Raw genomic sequence first — 22,292 nt, forward strand, 5'->3', positions numbered from 1 at the left:
AGAAAATATATCTATTATATAATTGTATATAATATAAAAAAGAAATAAAAAAAAGAACACGATATCAAATTAATTATATAATTAGCTTTACATATAAAAATTCTAAATATTTTTGGAAAATATATGAAATTTAATAAAAAAAATCTAATCTGGATTGATTTAGAAATGACTGGACTTAATCCAAATATACATCGTATTATTGAAATTGCCACATTGATTACAGACACTGATTTAAATATAATTTCAGAAGGTCCAATAATTCCTATACATCAAACAAAAAAAAACATTTCAATAATGAATGCGTGGAACACTATGATTCATACAAATAACGGGTTAATTAAACGAGTAGAAAAGAGTTCATATAATGAGCATCAAGCAGAAATTGAAACAATACTTTTTTTAAAAAAATGGGTCCCTATTCAATCATCACCAATTTGTGGTAATAGTGTTGGTCAAGATCGAAGATTTTTATTTCAATATATGCCCACACTAGAAAATTATTTTCATTATAGATGTATAGACGTTAGTACGATTAAAGAATTAGCTATCCGTTGGAATCCTAAAATCTATCATAAATTAAAAAAAAATAGCAAACATAGTGCACTAGAAGATATTTATGAATCTATAATGGAACTAAATTTTTATAGAAAAAATTTTCTTAAATTTCAATAAGAATAATTTTTTATCAAAGAAAGCTTGAAAAATATGTTTTATATATATAAGATATAATCTTATATAATAACTAATTATAAAAATGTAAATTTTGCGGGAATAGCTCAGTTGGTAGAGCACAACCTTGCCAAGGTTGGGGTCGCGAGTTCGAGTCTCGTTTCCCGCTCCAATTATACTCTCTTTTTTTAAAAAAAATTAAACAACTTATGCAAAAAGACTTTCTTTAATAAATTAAAAGAGTCACTTTCAAAATAAATATATAAAAATAAAAATGTTAAGGAAAGAAATATGTTTTCTTTTAATTTTTACAAACGTATAATATTTTTTATTTTTTTTACTACATTTCCTATTCCATCAAGTAATCATACAAATGATATCGTGTTAAAAAGAAAAAATGATAAAAAAACAAACCTAGTATCATATATAAAAAAAAAGAAAATAAAAATATTCAAGCATTTTATTCTTCTGAAAAAATAAAATTAATAAAGAAAAAAATTGATTTATCAAAAAAAATTGTCATCGCAATAGACGCAGGGCACGGAGGTCAGGATCCAGGTGCAATAGGACATACTGGATTACAAGAAAAAAAAGTTAATATTGAAATAGCACTTAAATTACAGAAATTACTAAATAATAATAGAATGTTTAATGCTATTCTAACACGAAATAATGACTCTTATCTTTCACTAAAAAAAAGAAAACAATTTCTTACAAAAAATCACATAGATTTATTACTTTCTATTCATGTAGACTCTGCTCGAGAACAGTATGTATCAGGAGCATCCGTATGGATTATTTCTCATAGTAGAATAAATCGTGAAATTAATAATTATTTAAAAAATCAAAAATCAATTGTATATTTTTCTAAAAATATTCAAAAAATTTTCAATGAAAATAAATATGATGTGTTTTTAAAAAAAACTATTCTTGATTTACAATCTCACAACTTTCAAAAAATAGAATTAGATTTATCTCAACACATCTTTGAACAGCTTACAAAAAATATAAAACTACATAAGATATATCTAAATTATGCTAGTTTAGGAATATTAAGTTGTATTAACATACCTTCTATATTAATCGAAACTGGTTTTATTACTAATTTTGCAGAAGAAAAAAAATTAAAAACAAAAGATTATCAAAATAAAATAGCTCAATCTATTTATTTGGCTTTAAAAAATTATTTTTAAAATACAAATTTTTCTTTAAAAAAATAAAGATAAAAAATATTTTTTTATATTTTAAGCACCTAAATATATAATTCTTAGATGCTTAAATTGATAGTCTTTATACTATTTTTTTTTTCGTAAATTTAAAACGTTTTTTAAATCTTTCAACACGGCCTCCAGTGTCAATAACTCTTTGTTTTCCTGTATAGAATGGATGACATTTTGCGCATATATCTAAATTTAGATTATGATTGATAGTAGAAAAAACTTCAATTATGTTTCCACAAGAACAAGTAGCTGTTATCTTAGAATAATGGGGATGAATTTTTTTCTTCATAAAAAATATTCCTAAATTGATTAAAAACATCTATCCTATTATACAATTATTACTATATTAATAGTAAAAAAATAACAATTTATATTCTAATAGATTAATAATATATAAAAAAAATAATATGTATAATGATAAAAATAAAATTAATTCAATATATTTTAAAAAAAAACATAAAAAAAATTATAAATTACATATATGTATATTTTTAATTTCAACAATAATGTTTATTTTTTTTTTCTTTTTTAATGTAAATATAAAATGTTTTTCTAAAAAAAAAACAAACTTTGTCCATCAAAGTAAAAATACAAATCCATTACCTCCTAAACCAAAAGAAAAATGGAAATATATTCAAATATTAAAAAATTTATAAACAGGTACTATATTTAAAAAAAAATAAATTGAATAATTAATATTTCATACAGTAGAAAATTATTTTATTTGAATTATTTTAAATAAAAAAACAAAGAGCAATATTGGTATTTTAAAAAAAATAGAACATTCTATTTTAAATAAAAAATAATTTTTTATAGAAAAATAGAAATATATAAAAATAAAAACGTTATATTAAAGAGGCTTTTCTTGTGACAACAATATTAAGTGTAAGATTAAAAAACAAAGTAGTAATTGGAGGTGATGGACAGGCAACTTTAGGCAATACTATTATGAAAAGTAATGTTAAAAAAATTAGATCTCTTTATCATGAAAAAGTAATTGCTGGTTTTGCAGGAGGAACCGCAGATGCATTTACTTTATTTGAAATGTTTGAGAAAAAATTAGGAATGTATCAAGGTCATTTACAACGTGCAGCCATTGAATTAGCAAAAGATTGGCGATCTGATAGAATGTTACGAAAACTAGAAGCTTTATTAGCAGTAGCGGACAAAGATACTTCGTTAATTATTACAGGAACTGGAGATGTTATACAACCTGAAGATGATTTAATCGCTATCGGATCAGGAGGATCTTATGCTCAATCTTCTGCTAAAGCTTTAATAGAAAATACTGATTTAAACGCTCTTCAAATTGTAGAAAAATCTTTGAATATTGCAGCAAATATTTGTATCTATACAAATCATACTTTTACTATAAAAGAACTATTTTCAGAAAAATAAGGAATATCTCTATGTCTGAAATGACTCCTCCTCAAATTGTTTCTGAACTTGATAAATTTATTATTGGTCAAGAAAAAGCAAAAAGAGCTGTATCTATTGCATTAAGAAATCGTTGGCGTCGTATGCAATTGAATAGTGAATTACGACATGAAATTACTCCTAAAAATATTTTAATGATTGGACCCACAGGAGTAGGAAAAACAGAAATTGCAAGACGCTTGGCAAAATTAGCTAATTCTCCTTTTATTAAAGTAGAAGCAACTAAATTTACTGAAGTAGGATATGTTGGAAAAGAGGTAGATTCAATTATTCGTGATTTAACTGATGCTGCAATCAAAATGATACGAATAAAAAATATCGAAAAAAATAAAATTCGTGTAGAAGAAATAGTAGAAGAAAAAATATTAGATGTTCTTGTTCCTACACCTAATAAAAATGTCACAGAAAAAGAAAAAAATGAAAGTTTATTAAAAACTATTCAAATATTTCGAAAAAAATTGAGAGAAGGTGTTTTAGATGAAAAAGAAATAGAAATCAATGTATTAGCTACCACTATGGGTGTTGAAATAATGGCTCCTCCAGGTATGGAGGAATTAACTAGTCAATTACAATCTTTATTTCAAAATTTAGGAGGACAGAAAAAAAATAATCGACGTCTTAAAATAAAAGATGCTATTAAAATATTAACAGAAGAAGAAGCCGCTAAATTAATAAATCAAGAGGAAATTAAAAAAGAAGCAATAAATGCAGTAGAACAGAATGGTATAGTTTTTATTGACGAAATTGATAAAATATGCAAAAGAGGTGATTCTTCTGGTCCAGATATTTCTCGAGAAGGTGTTCAAAGAGATTTATTACCACTAGTTGAAGGTTGTACCGTATCAACTAAACATGGAATGGTTAAAACAGATCACATTTTATTTATTGCATCAGGTGCCTTTCAAACATCTACTCCTTCTGATTTAATTCCTGAATTACAAGGACGGCTTCCCATTAAAGTCGAATTACAAGCATTAACTATTGATGATTTCGAAAGAATTTTAACTGAACCTAAAGCCTCTCTTACTTCACAATATCAAGCACTTATGGAAACAGAAGGTGTTCATATAAAATTTACAAAAGAAGGTATACGTAATATTGCAGAAGCAGCTTGGAAAGTAAATGAATCTATGGAAAATATTGGAGCTCGTCGATTACATACAGTATTAGAAAAATTAATGGAAGATATCTCTTTTAATGCAACTGAAAATCATGGTAATACAATTAAAATTGATTCAAGTTATGTAGCAAAACATTTAAATCAATTAATATCTAACGAAGATCTTAGTCGTTTTATTTTATAGTTAATTTTCAAAATATTTATCCATTATTATATTCATCTAAAATGGATGAATATTTTTATTAACGATAAAATTAATAATGATTAATTTTAAAATTACTATTGAAAAAAAAAAATAAAACCTTATATGAAAGAAGAAAGTTTTTTTTATAATTATTTTTTAAAATTTTGAAATTTTTTCTTTTAACAAGAAAAAAAAGGAGTATTTTATGTCTTATCGTTCTCTTTCATTTGTTCCAAGTTTTAATGACCATGATATTTTTTCAAATAGATTTAATCAAATTGACAAAATGTTTAGTACTTTAACAGGAGAAAAACCAATATCTGATACACCAGTCTATAATCTTTGCCAAACAAATGAAACAGAATATGAATTAACACTTAGCATTCCTGGATATGAAGAAAAAGAATTAGATATATCTGTACATAACAGTCAATTGTCTATTAAAGGAAGAAAAGAAAAACAGAAAGAACAAAATAACAATAATAAAGAGACTATTAAATATTTACATAAAGGGATAATTTTTAATAATTTTTCTCTAAGCTTTAATTTAGATCATAAGGTTAAAGTAAAAAAAGCAGAGCTATCTTTAGGTTTATTAAAATTGTATTTTGAATGTAGTATTCCAGAAGAAGAGAAACCTAAAAAAATTTCTATTAATACTCCAAATGATATTAAAAACATTGATAAAAAATAAAATTGAAAAGTAATTCTAACAAAATATTAATAATTTTTTTAAATAAAAAATCATTGTACTGACGTGTGATAAGTACAATGATTTAAAAAATTATCATTGGGAAAACATAATGAATTCATGGATTAACGCAGATGTTTTAACAATAAACAAGTGGACTAATAACTTATTTAGTCTTATTTTAAAAGCTCCTATAGAACCTTTCCATGCTGGACAATTTACTAAGTTAGCTTTATATGATAAACACGATTTGTCTAATAGAAAAAAAATTCAAAGAGCTTATTCATATGTGAATGCTCCTTCTGATAAAAATTTAGAAATTTATATTGTTCGAGTATTAAATGGAAAACTAAGCAATTTACTATATAATTTAAAAAATGGCGATAAAGTTTTTATTAAAAAACAATCATTTGGTTTTTTTATTATAGATGAAGTACCAGATTGTGAAACTTTATGGATGTTTGCTACAGGAACTGCTATAGGTCCATATTGTTCTATTTTAAAAGAAGGGAAAAATCTAAATAGATTTAATAATATTGTTTTAGTACATGCAGTAAAATATCATAATGAATTAACTTATCTACCTTTAATGAAAACACTTTCTCAAAAATATAATGGAAAATTAAAGATACAAACTATTGTTAGCAGAGAAAAACATAAAAAATCTTTAACTGGTAGGATTCCTTTTTTATTAAAAAATAAAATATTAGAAAAAAAAATCGGTTTATCAATGAATGTTCAAAATTCACACGTTATGTTGTGTGGCAATCCTAATATGGTAAAAGATACATATTTATTATTAAAAAATGATAGAAATATGCAAAAACATCTGCGTCGTAAAAAAGGTAATATTACAATGGAAAATTATTGGTAAAATAATTTTATATAATTTAACAACGATCTAATGAGAAAGACATAACCTTACTAATATTTTTTTCTTTTAAAATTAACATGATTAATCGATCTAAACCTACTGCTACTCCTGCACAAGGAGGTAACCCATGAGATAAAGCATTTAAAAAACACTCATCTATTTTTTGTATTGGAAGATTCATTGAAAGACGTTTTTTATTATCTTTTAAAAAACGATTCTTCTGTTCATCAAAATCTGTTAGTTCATAAAAACCATTTCCTAACTCTACACCTTTAAAAAATAATTCGAATCTTTCTGATACACGAGAATCTTTTAAATTAACTGCTGCAAGAGATGCTTGTGATATAGGAAAATGATAAACAAATAAGGGTTGTTCTTTTCCTAAATTAGGTTCTATTTCTAATGTAAATAATAATTGTATAAATTTATTTAAATCATCTTCTAGATAAGTTAAGTGTTCTAATTTTAATTTTTTAGATATTTGACGAAGTTCTGATAAATTAGTATTTAAAGGATCTATCTTTAAAAAATCTATAAATAAATTTTGATAAGAAATCTTATCTGATTTTTTACATTGTAAGATTATTTGAAGAAATTCATCAACTTCTGAAATTAATTTTTTCATTGAATAAGAAGGTTGATACCATTCTAAAATAGTAAATTCTGGATTATGATATCTACCTAGTTCTTCATTTCTAAAACTATGACAAATTTGGTAAATAGGTCCACTTTCTGCTGCTAACAGACGTTTCATATGATATTCTGGACTAGTAATTAACCATAGTGGAAATTTATTAATATGATCTAATGTAGAATAATGAGTTTGAAAAGATACTAGATTTACATCAGTAACTGTTGAACGAGATAAAATAGGTGTTTCTACTTCTAGAACATTTCGTTTTAAAAAAAACAAACGAATATTAGAAATAATTTTAGATCTTTTAATTAAGTTTTGAATTGAAGCACTAGGTTTCCAAATATTTTTTTCATTCATATTGATTTTTTCTTTAAAAATTTATTATTAATGAATAAAAAACAGAATATTTTATCTAAAAAAAACTATTCTATATTTATAAAATAAGTCTTTAATAAACTACTGATAAATAAAATAAATGATGAATAAAACTGCAATATATCCAGGTACATTTGATCCAATTACATATGGGCACTTAGATATTATAACACGTGCAACAAAAATATTTGATAGTATAACCATTGCAATTTCTAATAATTTGAAAAAAAAACCTATTTTTAATTTAAAAGAACGTATCGAGCTAACACGAAAAGCTACATTGCATCTCAAAAACGTGAAAAAAATACTCGGATTTAATGATTTATTAGCTAATTTAGCTAAAAAAGAAAAAACTAATGTGTTAATTAGAGGAGTTAGAACAATATTTGATTTTGATTATGAAATAAAATTAGCTGCTATAAACAAACAAATTTATCCAGATTTAGATAGTATTTTTTTACTCTCTTCTAAAGAAGTTTCTTTTATATCTTCATCTTTCGTTAAAGAAATTGCAAAATATAAAGGGAACATAAAACCATATCTTCCTAAAGCAGTTCATTGTGCATTATTAGAAAAGCTTAATGATGTTTCCATTAAGTAAAAATAATTTTCTATAAAAAATAATAGGGTATTTTCTATACCCTATTATTTTTTTAATGATAAAAACTAATTTATTTTTTTATAACATGTGAATATTTCATTATTGGTAAATTATTTGGAGGAATAACAATAGTTGCACGTATTCCGAGAGATTTATATTTTGGAATATAATTTTTATTCTTCATATCTAAATCTGATAAATTAGTAGCTACCAATTTAATTGAACCGTCATTTAAGTTAGTTATTTTATAAATATTTCTAGAATTTTTTATTTGATATTCATTAATTTCTGGATTTTCAGAAACTAATTGAAGATAAGATTGATATAAAAATTTTTGATTAGCATATGTAGAAATTAATTTTTGAAACTTAATGTTTGGCATTATTTTTTTAAAATCTTGAATCATTTTTGTTCGATTATTTAAAGGAATCAAATTATCATTAACAATAAAAAGAGATGGATAAGAGTCATTCATAAATTTTTTATCTAATTCATTAGAAAATTTCGAATTTTCATATTCTTTTTGAAAATGTTTGATTGTTAATCTAATATTTTTTAATGAATTTAATTGATCTGACACTTCCCATGAATCGTTATTAATGAAATTATTATAATAAGCTTCTTGAACACTTTTATTCATTCTTTCTTTAAATTTCTTATCTATTTGTAAAATATTTTTTCTTCCTTGTAAATCAAAATTTTCATCCAATCTTTTTAAAGGATAAAAATTATTTTCATTATTAGGTTTAGGTATAAAAGTAAATAGATCAGGAAAAGAACTTTGATATTCAGGATGTTTTGGGTTATTATTTAATTCGTTAATAATTTTTATTTTTCCTTGATATCGAATCTTATCAATAATTGCTCTCATAAATATTTTTGAAGACTCAATAGTTCTTTTAAGTTCTTCAACATGTTCAGCCAAAGAAACAATCGATTCTTCATTTGAGTTTGCTGGTGTACTATCTGAAAAAAATATTTTTTTCATAGTTGTACCATCAAATAGTTTGATAGTTTCTGTTTTTATAGTTTGATATGTTGTAATAACTTTATTTTTTATTTTTTCGAGAATATCTTGAGTAATTTCAATAATATTAAAATCAAAAATTTTTTTACTAGAAAAGTCTAATTTATTATTTAGGAAGTTTGTAGAGGAATTGTCAGGAATTTTTTTTTCATTAATAGATTTTGCAAACTAGTATAATTTTTTTTATCAACAATATTTTTGCTATCTTTTTCAAATAAATAAATATTTTTTATATCATATTTTTTCAAAATCTTTTTTTCTCTATATTTTTCTAAAGCACGTAGTAAAACTATAGAATCTTCATATGATTTTTTTAAATTTATTAGATTTTCTTTATACTTTGAAAAATCAACTTTTTTATCTGAATTATTTTTAGTGACGTTTTTTTTTCTATTTAGTATTTTTTGAATCTGTTTTAAATCAATTTTTATTCTATCAATAGGTTTTTCTTGTATTTTATCTGTTGAATTGAATAATAGATGAGATGACATAATGTTTTTGTCCTTTTTTAATTTACTATTTTTAATTGAATAAAATTTTATATAAATGTAAATTAAATTTATATAACAGAAATAATCGTTTAAATTTTTTGTTTTGTTTTTTTTGCTTTAAAATCTTACAAAGTTAATTTTTATATATTTTTATTAATATATAAAGAAACAGCAAATTATATTTTAATAGAATTTTTTAAAAAGTCAAATATTAATTGTAAAAATAAAAAATATGAAAATATACTTAGTATTTCAAAGCTATAACGAAAGAATAGATAATTTAATTCATTCGCTTAATTTAGAACATGATGAAACATGTCCAGTAGGTCTAATAATAAATCAGGATTCATTAGAATTATATAATCGTGAAAATCCTTATAAAAAATCTATAAAAGTAGATTTTACTTCAAAAAAAAATAATTATAGATGCTATAATTTTAATAAAAAAAATGAAATTTTATATAAAGCAATAGGAATCAAAAAATCCTATTTCCCTACTGTTCTAGATGCAACTGCAGGATTAGGTAATGATGCTTTTATAATTTCTTTTTTAGGGTGTAAAGTTATTATGATTGAACGTCATCCAATAGTTGCAGCTTTATTACAAGATGGTTTAGAAAGGGGCTATAAAGATAAAAAAATAGGATATTGGTTAAAAGAAAGATTACATTTAATTTTAGATGATAGTATTCATCTATTAAAAACAGCTATTTTTAGACCAGATGTCGTTTATTTAGATCCAATGTATCCTGTAAATAAAAAAAAAGCTCTACCAAAAAAAGAGATGCAAATTTTTAGGAAATTAATAGGTCGTGATAATGATTCTAAAAAATTATTAAAAATTGCTCAAAAGATAGCAAGAAAAAGAGTAGTTGTAAAACGTCCTTGTTATGCCAAATCTTTATCTGAAGAAAAAGTAAATTTTGTAATATTAGGAAAAAAACATCGTTTTGATATATACAATCCTCGCTAAATAAAACAGGAGTACATATTTTTTACACGTACCCCTATTAAAAATATTATTGATATTCTATATATTAATGTTTATATTAAGAAACGTTTATATTAAGAATAATGCAATCCAATATAAAAAACTAGATAATAAAATTGAAACAGGTAAAGTCAATATCCATGCTAACGCAATGTTTTTAATAGTATTCATTTGAATTCCATCACCATCAATTAACATAGTACCTGCTACAGAAGATGAAAGAATATGCGTAGTAGAAACTGGTATTCCTGTATAACTTGCTATTCCAATAGATAAAGACGCTGTAATTTGAGCCGACATAGCTTGTGCATATGTCATTCTTTTTTTACCTATTTTTTCACCAATAGTAATTACTATACGTTTCCATCCTATCATAGTTCCTATTGACAAAGATAAAGCAACAATTAATATAATCCACATGGGTGCATACTCGATAGTTCGAAGTATATCTTTTTTACTCTTTACTAAAAAATATTTATCTTGAGAATTAATGTCAGAATCGTTAATTGTTTGATCAATATTATCAGAAATACATAGTAAAAAATGACGTAATTGAAATCTTTTTTTAATATTTAGTGTATTGTAATTATATGTATTTTTTAATAACAATTTAGTTTTCTTGATATTTTTCATAATTTCATTAAAGGAATTATTTATTTCTAAAGGATGAACTGTTTTTTTATTATGTATATTTTTTAAAAAATTTATATTATTTTTTAAATAATACTTTTCTAAATCATTAATTCTATTTTTTGTGCACATAATTTCATGTTTATTAGCATTTAAATTAACTAAAAAAGAAGCAGGAACAATTCCTATTAAAACCAACATTATTAATCCAATACCTTTTTGTCCATCATTTGCCCCATGAGCGTAGCTTACTCCAATAGATGATAAAATTAATGCCATTCGAATTAAAAATGGCGGATTTTTTTTTCCATCTATTTTTTCACGTTCTAATGGTGTCATATGAATACGATCAAATATTTTATTATTTTTTAAATAAAAACGTAATAAAAAAATCAAACTTCCTGCAACTATTAATCCCACAATCGGAGAAAAAATAAGGGATAAAAAAACATTTGTCATTTTAGGAATATTTAATGCATCTACTAAAGATGAACCTGTAACTATTGCGTTAGTTAAACCTATTCCTATAATTGCTCCAATAAGAGAATGTGAGCTTGATGCGGGTAAACAAAAATACCAAGTAGATAAATTCCAAAGTATTGCTGCTAATAACATAGAAAAAACCATAGCAAGAGCATTTTTTGAACTAGTGTTTAATAATAAATCATTGGGTAATAAATGTACAATTGCATAAGCAACAGTTAATCCTCCAAGTAAAACACCTAGAAAGTTAAATATACCAGACATTATAACTGCAATATGTGCAGACATTGCTCGTGTATAAATTAAAGTAGATACTGCATTAGCTGTATCATGAAAACCATTAATAGCTTCATAAAATAAAACAAAAAATAAAGCTAAAAAAATAAATAAACTATGATTCAAATCAGAATAAGAAAATAAATATAGCATAATCTTTAAGCCGTTTTGATGAATTGAACTAAGCTTATTATCTGTGAGAAACTATGTCTGAGGAAAGTAAAATATAAATATTATTTATATAATACTATTTATGATAGTATTTTTATAGAAAAATATAAAAATATTATATTATTTTTTTTTTAGTTTTAAAGATAAAAAAATTCCTAACAATAACATTGTTAAAATAAAAATAGAAATTCCATACCATTTAAAATGAAACCAAAAAAATCCACCAAATGTACCAAATACACTTGAACCTAAATAGTAAAAAAATAAATATAAAGATGTAGCTTGAACTTTTGAAGTTTTTGTACAAGAACCAACCCAACTGCTCGCAATAGAATGTGATGCGAAAAAACCACCAGAAAATACTATTAAACCTAAAATAATTATTAATAATTGATCAAATTGTGTAATGAAAACACCCGTAATCATTAAAAGTAATGATAATATAAGGATATCATTTCGATTATATTTATTTATTAAAATACCAGCTTTAGGAGAACTGTATACTCCTGTTAAATAAATAATAGATAGTAATCCTATACTAGATTGAGAAAGAAAAAATGGTTCTAGTATTAAACGATAACCAATATAATTAAAAATAGTTACAAAACTACCCATTAGTATAAAACCTATAAAAAAAAGAAAAAATAATGTCGGATTCCTTAATTGTGAGTAAAAACGTTTTAAAAATTTAGGAAAATCAATAGGAAGAGAATAAAAATTTTTAGAAGAGGGTAGAAGATATAAAAAAAAACAAGAAGATATTAGAGAAAATATTCCAATTACACCTAATGAAATATTCCAAGAAAACTTTTCAGATAAAATACTGCTTATAAGTCTTCCTGAGCATCCACCAATAGTATTTCCACTAATATATAGTCCTATACAAAAAGATAAAGAATCAGGGTGTACTTCTTCACTAATATATGTCATAGCAACGGCAACTACACCACTCAATGCTAAACCAGTTAAAGCACGTAATAATACAATAGTCGTCCAACTAGTCATCATTGAGCATATTATTGTTAATATTGCCGCCATAAATAAAGAAATAGACATAATTGATTTTCTACCTATTATGTCAGATAATGGTGCAGTAAATAGCATTCCTAATGCCATCATTCCAGTGGCAGCAGAAAGAGACAGGCTACTTTCTGCTGGTGTTAAGTAAAATTGTTTAGAAAATATTGGTAAAATAGATTGTACACAGTACAAAATAGAAAAAGTAGAAAAACCACCTGAAAAAAGAGCTAAAAATACTTGATTAAATTTTTTTGTATTTTTCTTTATATATTGTTTTTTTTTTAATATTTCTTGTTTGTCTTTTAATAATATCAAAATATTATTCCTTTTTTAATAAAAAAGTTTTTTTATATATATATATAACCGTCATAAACATGTTCTGCAGGTCCTGTCATGTAAAGTGGTTGGCCAAAACCTTCCCATTCTATAATTAACTTTCCACCTAATAAATCTACTTCAACAATATTAGAAAGTATATTTTGTGCGATACCTATTGAAACTGCAGCACAAGCACCACTACCACAAGATTGAGTTTCACCTACATCACGTTCGTGCACTCTTAATTTAATATAGTTTTTATTTATAATCTCCATAAAACCTATGTTTATACCGTGTGAAAAAACTTTATTTTTTTTAATTTGATGACTGATAATATTTACAGGAGCATTATTAATTGATTGAACTTTAATAACACAATGAGGATTTCCGATTGATACTATACTGCATATTAAACTTTTATTTAAAAGTTTTATTGAAAAATTTTTATATTCAACATTTTCAGATAAGTAAAGATTATGTATTTGAAAATTAGGTTCTTTCATATTAACTTTAATCATATTATTAGACATAAGTTCAATAATTAAAGATCTTGTTTTAGTTTTTACTAGAATTCTTTTTTTATTAGTTAGTTTTTTTAATATAACAAAAAGACCAAAACATCGAGCACCATTTCCACATTGTTCAACTTCATTTCCGTTCGAATTAAAAATTCGATAATTAAAATCATATAAAGGATTTTCTGTTTTTTCTACAATTAATAATTGATCAAAACCAATTCCAGTATATCTATTAGATAATTCTTTTATTATTAAAGATGATGGACAAAAATTTTGATTGATACAATCAATAACCATAAAATCATTTTTTAAACCATGCATTTTAGAAAAATAAACTTTTTTTTTATATTTGTAATGTGAAATCATTTTTTTCCTACTAATTATTTTTTTTAAAATAAAAAAAGTTATTTATAATAATATAAAAAAATTAATTTATATTCATATATTAATTTTATAAATTAATATTAATGATATTAAGTTTATCATTTTATTTTTTAAATTTGTTATAATGAATTTTAAAAATAAGGAAATGTCCATGAAAGAAATCACCATTAAAAAAAAGGTTCATAATTTTTATATATTAGTAAATGATTTATTTTCTAAAATAGAAGACAATTTAAACTTATACGATAATGATATTGATATTGATTATGTAATTCAAGATTATGTTATGACTATTACTTTTTTTAATAAAAGTGTCATTATTATTAATAAACAAGAATCACTAGAACAAATATGGTTAGCTACAACAGTAAATGGATATCATTTTAATTATAAGGAAAATAAATGGATTTGTAATCGTACTTATAAAAATTTTTGGGAAATATTTCAACATGCATGTTCTATTCAATCTAATCAAGATTTAATTTTTTATAAATGATGATATTTAAAAAATTTATATATAAATATAAAAAATATGATAAGGTTTTGTATCTTTTTAAATTTAAATATTCTTTAAAATATATCTATAATTAAGAATGAATAGTAATATGCAAAATAAAACGTTAAGAATTGCTACTAGAAAAAGTCCTTTAGCTTTAGAACAAACAAAATATGTTCAAAAAAAAATACTATCTTTATATCCAGATTTAAATATAAAATTAGTACCTATTGTGACTCATGGAGATAATATTTTAAATAAATCTCTTTCAAAAATTGGAGGTAAAGGATTATTTATAAAAGAATTAGAACGTGCTCTTCTTGAAAATAAAGCAGATATTGCCATTCATTCTATGAAAGATCTTCCGGTGAATATTACAAAAGAATTGTGTTTGGTCAGTATATGTAAAAGAGGAAATCCTTTAGATACATTAATATCTAATAATTATAGATCAATTAATCAATTACCTAAAGGTGCTATAATTGGAACATCTAGTTTGAGAAGACAATGTCAATTAATTACTTATCGACCAGATTTGATTGTTACTCCTTTGAGAGGTAACGTAGAAACCAGAATAGCCAAGTTAGACCAAGGACAATATGATGCTATTATACTTGCTACTGAAGGATTAAATAGATTAAGTTTAAAGCATCGGATTACTCAAATAATACCAGCTGAATTATCTCTTCCTTCATGTGGTCAAGGTGCAATTGGCATACAATCTAGAATACATGATAAAAAAGTTTTATTTTTTTTATCACATCTTAATCATATCAATACTTTTATTGAAATAAATGCAGAAAGAGCGTTTTGTAGAAAATTAGAATCAGGTTGTCAGATTCCTATTGGTAGCTATGCTATTTTAAAAAAAAATAAAATTTGGTTAAGGGGATTAATAGGTTCACCGAATGGTAAAATAATATTAAGAGGAGAAAGAATAGGCTGGTATGATACAGGAGAAAAAATGGGATATTCGCTTGCTGATGAATTACTCCGAAATGGTGCTAAAAATATTCTTAATAACCTTAATATAAAACAATCTTATTGTATATGAAAATATTAGTTATGCGACCTTCACCTGTAGGAGAAGAGTTAGTAAAAAATCTTAATAAAATAGGTGTACCTTCTTGGCATTTTTCTTTATTTGATTTTTTTCCTAGTTTAAGTGCTATAAGTTTATCACAAAACATTAATGAATTATATACATCTAATGTTATTCTTGTTTTTTCTAAAAATGCTATTTATTACACAAATTTATATTTTAAAAAAAATAATTTACAATGGCCATCTCATGTAAAATATTATGCTATTGGAAAAAGTACAGCTAATGTTCTTTATAGATATATTAAAAAAAAAATTATTTTTCCTAAAAAAAGAGAAAATAGCGAAAATTTGTTAAGAATTTTATATAAAAAAGTATCAAAAAAAGACAAAATTGTTTTACTACAAGGTGAAAATGGAAGAAAATTAATAGAAATAAATTTAAAAAAATCAGGTTTTAAAGTTTGTATTGTAGAATGTTATAAAAGAGTTTTAAAAAAAATAAACGGTACAATAGAAAGTAAAAAATGGCGTTTATATCAAATAAATAGTTTAGTTGTAACTAGCAGTGAAATTTTATATCAATTAACAACTATTATTTCTGAAACAGATCAAATAGAATGGCTATTTAAATGTAAAATTTTCGTTGTTGGCAGAAGATTATCAAAAATAGCACAAAAATTAGGTTGGAAAGATATAGTGGTATGTAGATATGCTGATAATGAACACTTATTTAAAATTATTCAAAATCAATTTTTAAATCATTAATTTTTTTGGTCGGCGAAAGAGGATTTGAACCTCTGACCTACTGGTCCCAAACCAGTTGCGCTACCAAGCTGCGCTATTCGCCGAATTTAAATATTTTTGGGTGGCTAATGGGATTTGAACCCATGACCACTGGAATCACAATCCAGCACTCTACCAGCTGAGCTATAGCCACCAATTTAAAATTTTTCTATAATAATAAAAAAGTGCGCTCGACAGGACTTGAACCTGACACCTCTACCTTCGGAGGGTAGTGCTCTATCCAAATGAGCTACGAGCGCGCATTAGTATAAAACAAATTAGATTTTAAGATTAATAATCTTTCTTGTCCAGCTTTTTTTTGTAAATTTAGATAAAAAACAAGAATGATTATAATTGATAATATATATAGATTGTAAAAATTTAAAATTTAGGAACGTTTCATCATATCAAAAAATTCATCGTTAGTTTTTGTCATAGCAAGTTTATTAAGTAAAAATTCCATTGCGTCTATTTCACTCATAGGATGAATAATTTTTCTAAGAATCCACATTTTTTGAAGTTCTTCTGGCAAAGTTAATAATTCTTCTTTTCTAGTGCCAGAACGATTATAATCAATAGCTGGAAAAACACGTTTTTCTGCAATTTTTCTAGATAATGGCAATTCCATATTGCCTGTTCCTTTAAATTCTTCATAAATGACTTCATCCATTTTTGAACCTGTATCAACTAATGCAGTGGCAATAATTGTTAAACTGCCTCCTTCTTCTACATTACGTGCAGCACCAAAAAATCGCTTAGGTCTATGTAAAGCATTAGCATCAACACCTCCTGTTAAAACTTTTCCTGAAGCTGGTACGACTGTATTATAAGCACGCGCTAAACGGGTAATCGAATCAAGTAAAATAATTACATCTTTCTTATGTTCTACTAATCTTTTTGCTTTTTCAATGACCATTTCAGCTACTTGTACATGTCTTGATGCAGGTTCATCAAAAGTAGAAGCAACAACTTCTCCTTTAACTAATCTTTGCATTTCAGTAACTTCTTCTGGTCTTTCATCAATTAATAGTACCATTAAAACACAGTCTGGATGATTGTAAGCAATGCTTTGTGCAATATTTTGAAGCAATATTGTTTTTCCAGCTTTAGGAGGAGCTACAATTAAACCACGTTGCCCACGTCCAATAGGAGATGCTAAATCTAATACTCTTGCTGTTAAATCTTCAGTTGAACCGTTTCCTCGTTCCATTCGTAATCTAGAATTTGCATGTAATGGTGTTAAATTTTCAAATAATATTTTACTCCTTGCATTTTCAGGCTTATCATAATTGACTTCATTGACTTTCAGTAAAGCGAAATATCTTTCACCTTCTTTAGGAGGCCTTATCTTTCCAGAAATAGTATCACCTGTACGTAAATTAAATCTACGGATTTGACTGGGTGAAACATAAATGTCATCTGGACCTGCTAAATAAGAACTGTCAGCAGAACGCAAAAAACCAAATCCATCTTGTAGTATTTCTAAAACTCCGTCTCCAAATATATCTTCTCCACTTTTTGCATGTTGTTTAAGGATGGCAAAAATAATATCTTGTTTACGCATACGCGCTAAATTTTCCAACCCCATTTTTTCACCAAGAGTAATTAATTCAGAAACTGGCATATTTTTAAGTGCGGTAAGATTCATAATGGTGGGTTCTTAGTAAAATCGGGGTAAATCTCGAAATAAAAATTATGACATAATATTAAAATTTACTTATGTTTATTTAATAAATTTTAAATAAAATTGAATTTTTAATGTTTTAAATTAACTGTTTTAAAGTAGTTTTAGTTAATATTTTCATCTAAAAATTTTTTAAGTTGTAATTTAGAAAGCGCTCCTACTTTAGTAGAAAGAACTTGTCCATCATGAAATAATAATAATGTAGGAATACTTCTAATTGAATATATTGGGGCAGTATTAGGCTGTTCTTCAATATTTATTTTTCCAATAATTAGTTTCTCATTATATTCTTCTGCTATTTCCTCTAAAATAGGTGCTAAAATTTTGCAAGGATTACACCATGGAGCCCAAAAATCTATTAATGCAAATCCTTTTTTTTCTAAAACTTTTTCTTTGAAATTTTGATCGGTGAGTGTTATTATTTTGTTCATTTTGATACATTTACTCAATATTAAGAAATTTAAAATAAATTAAATTTAAATTTTTTTATAATTTAAAAGTATATATTCTTATAATATCATTTTTAAAAAATTTTTAAAACTAAAATTAAAAAAAAGATTGAAAATTTTATTTTTTATGTTTTTTTAATATTTTTTTAAAATGGTATATTTTTAATTTATTTTGTTCTCTCATTTTTAAAGATTTTTGTGAAAAAATATTTTGATTCCATTTTAAATCTTCTTTAGGTAATTCGAATAAAAATCTACTAGGCGACATATCTAAAACTTGACCATATTGTATTCGCTGATCACAATAAGTAAAAAATAATTGTTTTTTTGCTCTAGTAATTCCAACATAAGTTAATCTTCTTTCTTCTTCTATATTATTATCATTAATACTTTTGTGGTTAGGCAAAATTCCTTCACACATACCAATAATAAAAACTGAAGGAAATTCTAATCCTTTAGAAGCGTGCAATGTCATTAATTGTACTTTATCTTCATAGTTATTATTTTTGATATTTTTATCAGAAATATCACGTAGTGTCATGCGAGTTACAATTTGACTTAAAGTCATAGGTTTTTCAAATTCATCTCCTTGAAGCATATTTTTAATCCATTTTGACAAAGTATGAATATTATTAATACTATTTTTGATTTTATTAGGTTCTTTTAAAATTTTAGATAACCATTTTTCATATTGGATATCATTAATAATATTATCTAGAATTTTAAAAGGTTTTAAATAGAACAATTGCGTAGTTTTTTTTATCCAAAAAGTGAATTTTTTTATTTTATTTATTGTTACTTCTCTTAAGATACTTTTCATTTCTATATCATTACTAGCTTCAAAAAAACTTTTATTATTTTTAATAGCCCATTTTTCTAGTTTTTTTAACGTAACTATTCCTATTTTCCGAGCAGGCGTATTAATAATTCTCATAAAAGCACAATTATCATTTGGATTAATTATAACACGTAAATAACTTAATAAATCTTTAATTTCTGGTCGAGAGAAAAATGATGAATTTTCTGAAATATTATATGGAATATTTTCTTTTATTAAAACTTTTTCAATAATTCGAGACTGATAATTGCCTCGATATAGAATAGCATAATCTTGATATTTTGCTTTTTTTGAAGAGTATTGTTCTGAAATTTTTTTAGCTATTTTTTCTGCTTCATTTTCTTCATTTATACCTACAATAACTTCAATTAATTTTCCATATTTTAATTTAGAAAATAATTTTTTTTCTAAGTGATGTAGATTATTAGAAATAAGACTATTGGCAGCTTTTAATATTCTACCTGAAGAACGGTAATTGTGTTCCATTTTAATAATTTTTAAATTTGGAAAATCTTTCTTTAATGCAAAAATATTTTTAGGATTTGCTCCTCTCCAAGAATAAATAGACTGATCATCATCCCCTACTAATGTAAAATTAGAATCACTTCTAGTAAGCATTTTTATAAATTCATATTGACTATTATTAGTATCTTGATATTCATCGACTAACAAGTAAGAAATTTTTTTTTGCCAGCGTTTTTTGATGTTTGTATTTTTTTTTAATAATATTGTGGGTACACAAATTAAATCATCAAAATCTAATATATTAGATTCATATAAATAAGTATTATATTTTTTATAAATAGATGCGAATTTTATTTCTAAATGAGAACGTGCTAATAACTGAACTTGTTCAGGAGTATAAAACTTATTTTTCCAATAAGAAATCATATTACTTATTTTTTTAAAAAAATTTATATTATTTTCTGTTTCTTGATTACATATCTTTTTTAATAATGTTATTTGATCTTTTTCATCAAAAAGAGTAAAATTAGAATTTAATTCTAATGCATCAATTTCTTGTTTGATAATTTCTAATCCTAATGAATGAAAGGTAGAAATAATCATTTTTTTTATTTCTATGGTGTTTAAGTATTCTGAGAGACGAACTCGCATTTCATAAGCTGATTTATTAGTAAAAGTTACAGCAGTAATATTATTCGCTTGATATTGACAATGATTTATTAAATAAATTATTTTATTGATAATAACTTTAGTTTTTCCAGAACCAGCCCCTGCTAATATTAAACAGGGACCATTAATAAATTTAATAGCATTTTTTTGAGCACAGTTAAGAGACATAAAATATCAATAATGTTAGAATTTAAAAAGTTTTTATTTAATTTTTTAAAGATTTAATTTTGTTTGACTTATTATTTTGCAACTGTAATTGTTTTCATTTTTTTCATATAAGATCGTAGTTTACGACCGATAATTTCTACTGGATGATTGCGAATACTTTCATTTACTTTCTGTAGTTCAATATTATTTACTATATTACAAATAAGTGGACAACCTATATCAGTTTTTTGAATATTATCCGTAAAACTTTTTAGAATAGGATATGCAGATTCAGAAAAAAGATAACTACCATATTCAGCTGTATCTGAAATAACTACATTCATTTCATATAATTTTTTTCTTGCAATAGTATTTGCTATTAATGGTAATTCATGTAATGATTCATAATAAGCAGATTCTTCTATAATTCCAGTCTCAACCATTTTTTCAAAAGATAATTCAATACCAGCTTTTAATATTGCCACCATGAAGGTACCATGATCATAATATTCTTGTTCTGATATTTTACCTTTATAAAATGGGGCTTGTTCAAAAGATGTGTTTTTTGTCTCATATCTCCAATGTAATAATTTTTTATCTTTATTTTTCCAGTCTTCCATCATTTCTGTTGAAAATTTTCCTGAAATAATATCGTCCATGTGTTTTTGAAATAAAGGAGATAATATTTTTTTAATTTTTTGAGAAAGATTATAAGCTCTTATTTTAGATGAATTTGATAATCTATCCATCATTAAAGTAATACCGCCGTGTTTTAAAGATTCGGTAATAGTTTCCCATCCATATTGTACTAATTTTCCTGAGTAATCTGGGTCATATTTTTCTTTAATTAATTTTTCATAACATACTAATGAAGCTGTTTGAAGCATACCACATAAAATAGTTTGTTCACCCATTAAATCAGATTTTACTTCAGCTACAAAAGACGATTCAAGTACGCCTGCACGATGTCCTCCGGTAGAAAAAGCCCATGCTTTTGCTAATTCTAATCCTATATTTTGAAGATCATTTTCATGATGTACAGCAATTAGTGTTGGAACACCAAATCCTCTTTTATATTCTTCTCGCACTTCTGTTCCAGGACATTTAGGAGCGACCATAATAACAGTGATATCTTTTCTAATTTTTTCGCCAATTTCAACAATATTAAATCCATGTGAATAACCTAAACAAGCATTTTTTTTCATTAATGTTTGTAATTCTTTTACAACATTACTATGCTGTTTATCAGGAGTTAAATTAATAACTAAATCAGCATTTGGTATAAGTGATTCGTAGTCTCCTACCTTAAAGTCATTTTGAGTTGCATTAATCCAAGATGGATTTTTATTTAAAATACTATTTTTTTTAAGCGCATACGAAATATTTAAACCGGCATCTCTCATATTTAAACCTTGATTTAAACCTTGAGCACCACAACCGACAATAACTATATTTTTATTTTTTAAAATATCGTTTTTTTTATTAAATTCTTTTTTTTTCATAAAACGACATTTTTTTATTTGATTAATTTTTTGATGAAAATTTAAGGTGTTAAAATAATTCATAATAAAATGTCCTATATTTTTTTAAAAATTTTATG

Annotated in this window: 22 protein-coding genes and 4 tRNA genes; 12 read left to right on the forward strand and 14 right to left on the reverse strand. The window is 24.4% G+C overall.

The genetic code is table 11. The features are described 5' to 3' along the window. The first annotated feature begins 123 nt into the window (after positions 1-123). From orn to BUMPG002_RS02940, 3 genes are all read left to right on the forward strand, one after another. Positions 124-672 (forward strand): oligoribonuclease, encoded by a 549-nt coding sequence (orn, locus tag BUMPG002_RS02925; RefSeq protein WP_044006148.1) that lies wholly within the window; start codon positions 124-126, stop codon positions 670-672. A gap of 93 nt (positions 673-765) precedes the next feature. Then, positions 766-841, forward strand: a tRNA-Gly gene (locus tag BUMPG002_RS02930). A 325-nt stretch (positions 842-1,166) separates the two neighbouring features. Further along, positions 1,167-1,862, forward strand: coding sequence for an N-acetylmuramoyl-L-alanine amidase (locus BUMPG002_RS02940; protein WP_044006149.1), 696 nt, complete (start codon positions 1,167-1,169; stop codon positions 1,860-1,862). Between the two features lie 97 nt (positions 1,863-1,959). Here BUMPG002_RS02940 and rpmE read toward each other — a convergent pair whose 3' ends face one another. Next, complete coding sequence (gene rpmE, locus BUMPG002_RS02945; protein ID WP_025369191.1) at positions 1,960-2,178, reverse strand: 50S ribosomal protein L31; 219 nt, start codon at positions 2,176-2,178, stop codon at positions 1,960-1,962. 578 nt (positions 2,179-2,756) lie between these two features. On the opposite strand from rpmE, the gene hslV reads away from it, so the two are divergent. From hslV to BUMPG002_RS02970, 4 genes are all read left to right on the forward strand, one after another. Next, positions 2,757-3,287, forward strand: a complete 531-nt coding sequence (hslV, locus tag BUMPG002_RS02955) for an ATP-dependent protease subunit HslV (protein ID WP_025369192.1) — start codon at positions 2,757-2,759, stop codon at positions 3,285-3,287. A gap of 11 nt (positions 3,288-3,298) precedes the next feature. Then, complete coding sequence (gene hslU, locus BUMPG002_RS02960) at positions 3,299-4,630, forward strand: HslU--HslV peptidase ATPase subunit (RefSeq protein ID WP_025369193.1); 1,332 nt, start codon at positions 3,299-3,301, stop codon at positions 4,628-4,630. A 205-nt stretch (positions 4,631-4,835) separates the two neighbouring features. Continuing rightward, positions 4,836-5,324 carry an Hsp20 family protein gene (locus BUMPG002_RS02965; protein WP_025369194.1) on the forward strand — a complete coding sequence of 163 codons (489 nt, stop codon included), beginning with the start codon at positions 4,836-4,838 and terminating at the stop codon, positions 5,322-5,324. A 109-nt stretch (positions 5,325-5,433) separates the two neighbouring features. After that, the gene (locus BUMPG002_RS02970) at positions 5,434-6,195 is read left to right on the forward strand and encodes a ferredoxin--NADP(+) reductase (RefSeq protein WP_025369195.1); all 762 of its coding nucleotides are present in this window, start codon (positions 5,434-5,436) and stop codon (positions 6,193-6,195) included. 16 nt (positions 6,196-6,211) lie between these two features. On the opposite strand, the gene epmA is transcribed toward BUMPG002_RS02970, so the two are convergent. Beyond that, positions 6,212-7,189 carry an elongation factor P--(R)-beta-lysine ligase gene (gene epmA / locus BUMPG002_RS02975; RefSeq protein ID WP_025369196.1) on the reverse strand — a complete coding sequence of 326 codons (978 nt, stop codon included), beginning with the start codon at positions 7,187-7,189 and terminating at the stop codon, positions 6,212-6,214. Positions 7,190-7,310: 121 nt separating this feature from the next. On the opposite strand from epmA, the gene coaD reads away from it, so the two are divergent. After that, positions 7,311-7,808, forward strand: coding sequence for a pantetheine-phosphate adenylyltransferase (coaD, locus tag BUMPG002_RS02980; RefSeq protein ID WP_025369197.1), 498 nt, complete (start codon positions 7,311-7,313; stop codon positions 7,806-7,808). A 70-nt stretch (positions 7,809-7,878) separates the two neighbouring features. Here coaD and BUMPG002_RS03270 read toward each other — a convergent pair whose 3' ends face one another. Next, entirely contained in the window at positions 7,879-8,796 is a 918-nt protein-coding gene (locus BUMPG002_RS03270; protein ID WP_235065608.1) for a hypothetical protein, read from the reverse strand. A 149-nt stretch (positions 8,797-8,945) separates the two neighbouring features. Further along, positions 8,946-9,326 (reverse strand): hypothetical protein, encoded by a 381-nt coding sequence (locus tag BUMPG002_RS02990; protein WP_025369199.1) that lies wholly within the window; start codon positions 9,324-9,326, stop codon positions 8,946-8,948. Between the two features lie 232 nt (positions 9,327-9,558). Between BUMPG002_RS02990 and BUMPG002_RS02995 the strand changes: the two genes are divergently transcribed. Next, positions 9,559-10,299, forward strand: coding sequence for a class I SAM-dependent methyltransferase (locus BUMPG002_RS02995; RefSeq protein WP_025369200.1), 741 nt, complete (start codon positions 9,559-9,561; stop codon positions 10,297-10,299). Between the two features lie 87 nt (positions 10,300-10,386). On the opposite strand, the gene BUMPG002_RS03000 is transcribed toward BUMPG002_RS02995, so the two are convergent. The 3 genes from BUMPG002_RS03000 to dapF all read right to left on the reverse strand — a co-directional run bounded on the left by BUMPG002_RS03000 (position 10,387) and on the right by dapF (position 14,099). Next, positions 10,387-11,859: an inorganic phosphate transporter gene (locus BUMPG002_RS03000; protein ID WP_025369201.1), complete on the reverse strand. Its 1,473-nt coding sequence runs from the start codon at positions 11,857-11,859 to the stop codon at positions 10,387-10,389. A 138-nt stretch (positions 11,860-11,997) separates the two neighbouring features. Then, positions 11,998-13,212 carry an MFS transporter gene (locus tag BUMPG002_RS03005; RefSeq protein WP_025369202.1) on the reverse strand — a complete coding sequence of 405 codons (1,215 nt, stop codon included), beginning with the start codon at positions 13,210-13,212 and terminating at the stop codon, positions 11,998-12,000. 32 nt (positions 13,213-13,244) lie between these two features. Beyond that, on the reverse strand, positions 13,245-14,099 hold the full coding sequence (gene dapF / locus BUMPG002_RS03010) for a diaminopimelate epimerase (RefSeq protein WP_025369203.1): 855 nt from the start codon (positions 14,097-14,099) through the stop codon (positions 13,245-13,247). A gap of 169 nt (positions 14,100-14,268) precedes the next feature. Between dapF and cyaY the strand changes: the two genes are divergently transcribed. The 3 genes from cyaY to BUMPG002_RS03215 all read left to right on the forward strand — a co-directional run bounded on the left by cyaY (position 14,269) and on the right by BUMPG002_RS03215 (position 16,422). Further along, entirely contained in the window at positions 14,269-14,613 is a 345-nt protein-coding gene (cyaY, locus tag BUMPG002_RS03015) for an iron donor protein CyaY (RefSeq protein WP_025369204.1), read from the forward strand. 109 nt (positions 14,614-14,722) lie between these two features. After that, complete coding sequence (gene hemC / locus BUMPG002_RS03020) at positions 14,723-15,667, forward strand: hydroxymethylbilane synthase (protein WP_025369205.1); 945 nt, start codon at positions 14,723-14,725, stop codon at positions 15,665-15,667. Further along, positions 15,664-16,422, forward strand: a complete 759-nt coding sequence (locus tag BUMPG002_RS03215; RefSeq protein WP_025369206.1) for a uroporphyrinogen-III synthase — start codon at positions 15,664-15,666, stop codon at positions 16,420-16,422. Before hemC ends, BUMPG002_RS03215 begins: the two co-directional genes overlap by 4 nt. Positions 16,423-16,428: 6 nt before the next feature. Here BUMPG002_RS03215 and BUMPG002_RS03030 read toward each other — a convergent pair. From BUMPG002_RS03030 to ilvC, 7 genes are all read right to left on the reverse strand, one after another. Beyond that, positions 16,429-16,505: transfer RNA gene (locus tag BUMPG002_RS03030), tRNA-Pro, on the reverse strand. Between the two features lie 16 nt (positions 16,506-16,521). Beyond that, positions 16,522-16,594: transfer RNA gene (locus BUMPG002_RS03035), tRNA-His, on the reverse strand. A gap of 32 nt (positions 16,595-16,626) precedes the next feature. After that, positions 16,627-16,700, reverse strand: a tRNA-Arg gene (locus tag BUMPG002_RS03040). Between the two features lie 128 nt (positions 16,701-16,828). After that, positions 16,829-18,088 (reverse strand): transcription termination factor Rho, encoded by a 1,260-nt coding sequence (gene rho, locus BUMPG002_RS03045; RefSeq protein ID WP_025369207.1) that lies wholly within the window; start codon positions 18,086-18,088, stop codon positions 16,829-16,831. Positions 18,089-18,228: 140 nt separating this feature from the next. Beyond that, a complete protein-coding gene (gene trxA / locus BUMPG002_RS03050) occupies positions 18,229-18,555 on the reverse strand; it encodes a thioredoxin TrxA (protein WP_025369208.1) in 327 nt (108 codons plus the stop codon). Between the two features lie 136 nt (positions 18,556-18,691). Next, positions 18,692-20,713 (reverse strand): DNA helicase Rep, encoded by a 2,022-nt coding sequence (gene rep / locus BUMPG002_RS03055; protein WP_025404233.1) that lies wholly within the window; start codon positions 20,711-20,713, stop codon positions 18,692-18,694. A gap of 71 nt (positions 20,714-20,784) precedes the next feature. Further along, positions 20,785-22,257 carry a ketol-acid reductoisomerase gene (ilvC, locus tag BUMPG002_RS03060; RefSeq protein WP_025369210.1) on the reverse strand — a complete coding sequence of 491 codons (1,473 nt, stop codon included), beginning with the start codon at positions 22,255-22,257 and terminating at the stop codon, positions 20,785-20,787. Positions 22,258-22,292: the final 35 nt, after the last annotated feature.

This window comes from Buchnera aphidicola str. G002 (Myzus persicae), assembly GCF_000521565.1.
Classification (GTDB): Bacteria; Pseudomonadota; Gammaproteobacteria; order Enterobacterales; family Enterobacteriaceae; genus Buchnera; species Buchnera aphidicola_C.

Excerpts from the sequence above, each read along its gene's own strand:
- orn (WP_044006148.1), top strand. The coding sequence starts at position 124 with ATGAAATTTAATAAAAAAAATCTAATCTGGATTGATTTAGAAATGACT.
- rpmE (WP_025369191.1), bottom strand. The coding sequence starts at position 2,178 with ATGAAGAAAAAAATTCATCCCCATTATTCTAAGATAACAGCTACTTGT.
- hslU (WP_025369193.1), top strand. The coding sequence starts at position 3,299 with ATGTCTGAAATGACTCCTCCTCAAATTGTTTCTGAACTTGATAAATTT.
- BUMPG002_RS02965 (WP_025369194.1), top strand. The coding sequence starts at position 4,836 with ATGTCTTATCGTTCTCTTTCATTTGTTCCAAGTTTTAATGACCATGAT.
- BUMPG002_RS02970 (WP_025369195.1), top strand. The coding sequence starts at position 5,434 with ATGAATTCATGGATTAACGCAGATGTTTTAACAATAAACAAGTGGACT.
- epmA (WP_025369196.1), bottom strand. The coding sequence starts at position 7,189 with ATGAATGAAAAAAATATTTGGAAACCTAGTGCTTCAATTCAAAACTTA.
- coaD (WP_025369197.1), top strand. The coding sequence starts at position 7,311 with ATGAATAAAACTGCAATATATCCAGGTACATTTGATCCAATTACATAT.
- BUMPG002_RS03270 (WP_235065608.1), bottom strand. The coding sequence starts at position 8,796 with ATGAAAAAAATATTTTTTTCAGATAGTACACCAGCAAACTCAAATGAA.
- BUMPG002_RS02990 (WP_025369199.1), bottom strand. The coding sequence starts at position 9,326 with ATGTCATCTCATCTATTATTCAATTCAACAGATAAAATACAAGAAAAA.
- BUMPG002_RS02995 (WP_025369200.1), top strand. The coding sequence starts at position 9,559 with ATGAAAATATACTTAGTATTTCAAAGCTATAACGAAAGAATAGATAAT.
- BUMPG002_RS03000 (WP_025369201.1), bottom strand. The coding sequence starts at position 11,859 with ATGCTATATTTATTTTCTTATTCTGATTTGAATCATAGTTTATTTATT.
- dapF (WP_025369203.1), bottom strand. The coding sequence starts at position 14,099 with ATGATTTCACATTACAAATATAAAAAAAAAGTTTATTTTTCTAAAATG.
- cyaY (WP_025369204.1), top strand. The coding sequence starts at position 14,269 with ATGAAAGAAATCACCATTAAAAAAAAGGTTCATAATTTTTATATATTA.
- hemC (WP_025369205.1), top strand. The coding sequence starts at position 14,723 with ATGCAAAATAAAACGTTAAGAATTGCTACTAGAAAAAGTCCTTTAGCT.
- BUMPG002_RS03215 (WP_025369206.1), top strand. The coding sequence starts at position 15,664 with ATGAAAATATTAGTTATGCGACCTTCACCTGTAGGAGAAGAGTTAGTA.
- rho (WP_025369207.1), bottom strand. The coding sequence starts at position 18,088 with ATGAATCTTACCGCACTTAAAAATATGCCAGTTTCTGAATTAATTACT.
- trxA (WP_025369208.1), bottom strand. The coding sequence starts at position 18,555 with ATGAACAAAATAATAACACTCACCGATCAAAATTTCAAAGAAAAAGTT.
- rep (WP_025404233.1), bottom strand. The coding sequence starts at position 20,713 with ATGTCTCTTAACTGTGCTCAAAAAAATGCTATTAAATTTATTAATGGT.
- ilvC (WP_025369210.1), bottom strand. The coding sequence starts at position 22,257 with ATGAATTATTTTAACACCTTAAATTTTCATCAAAAAATTAATCAAATA.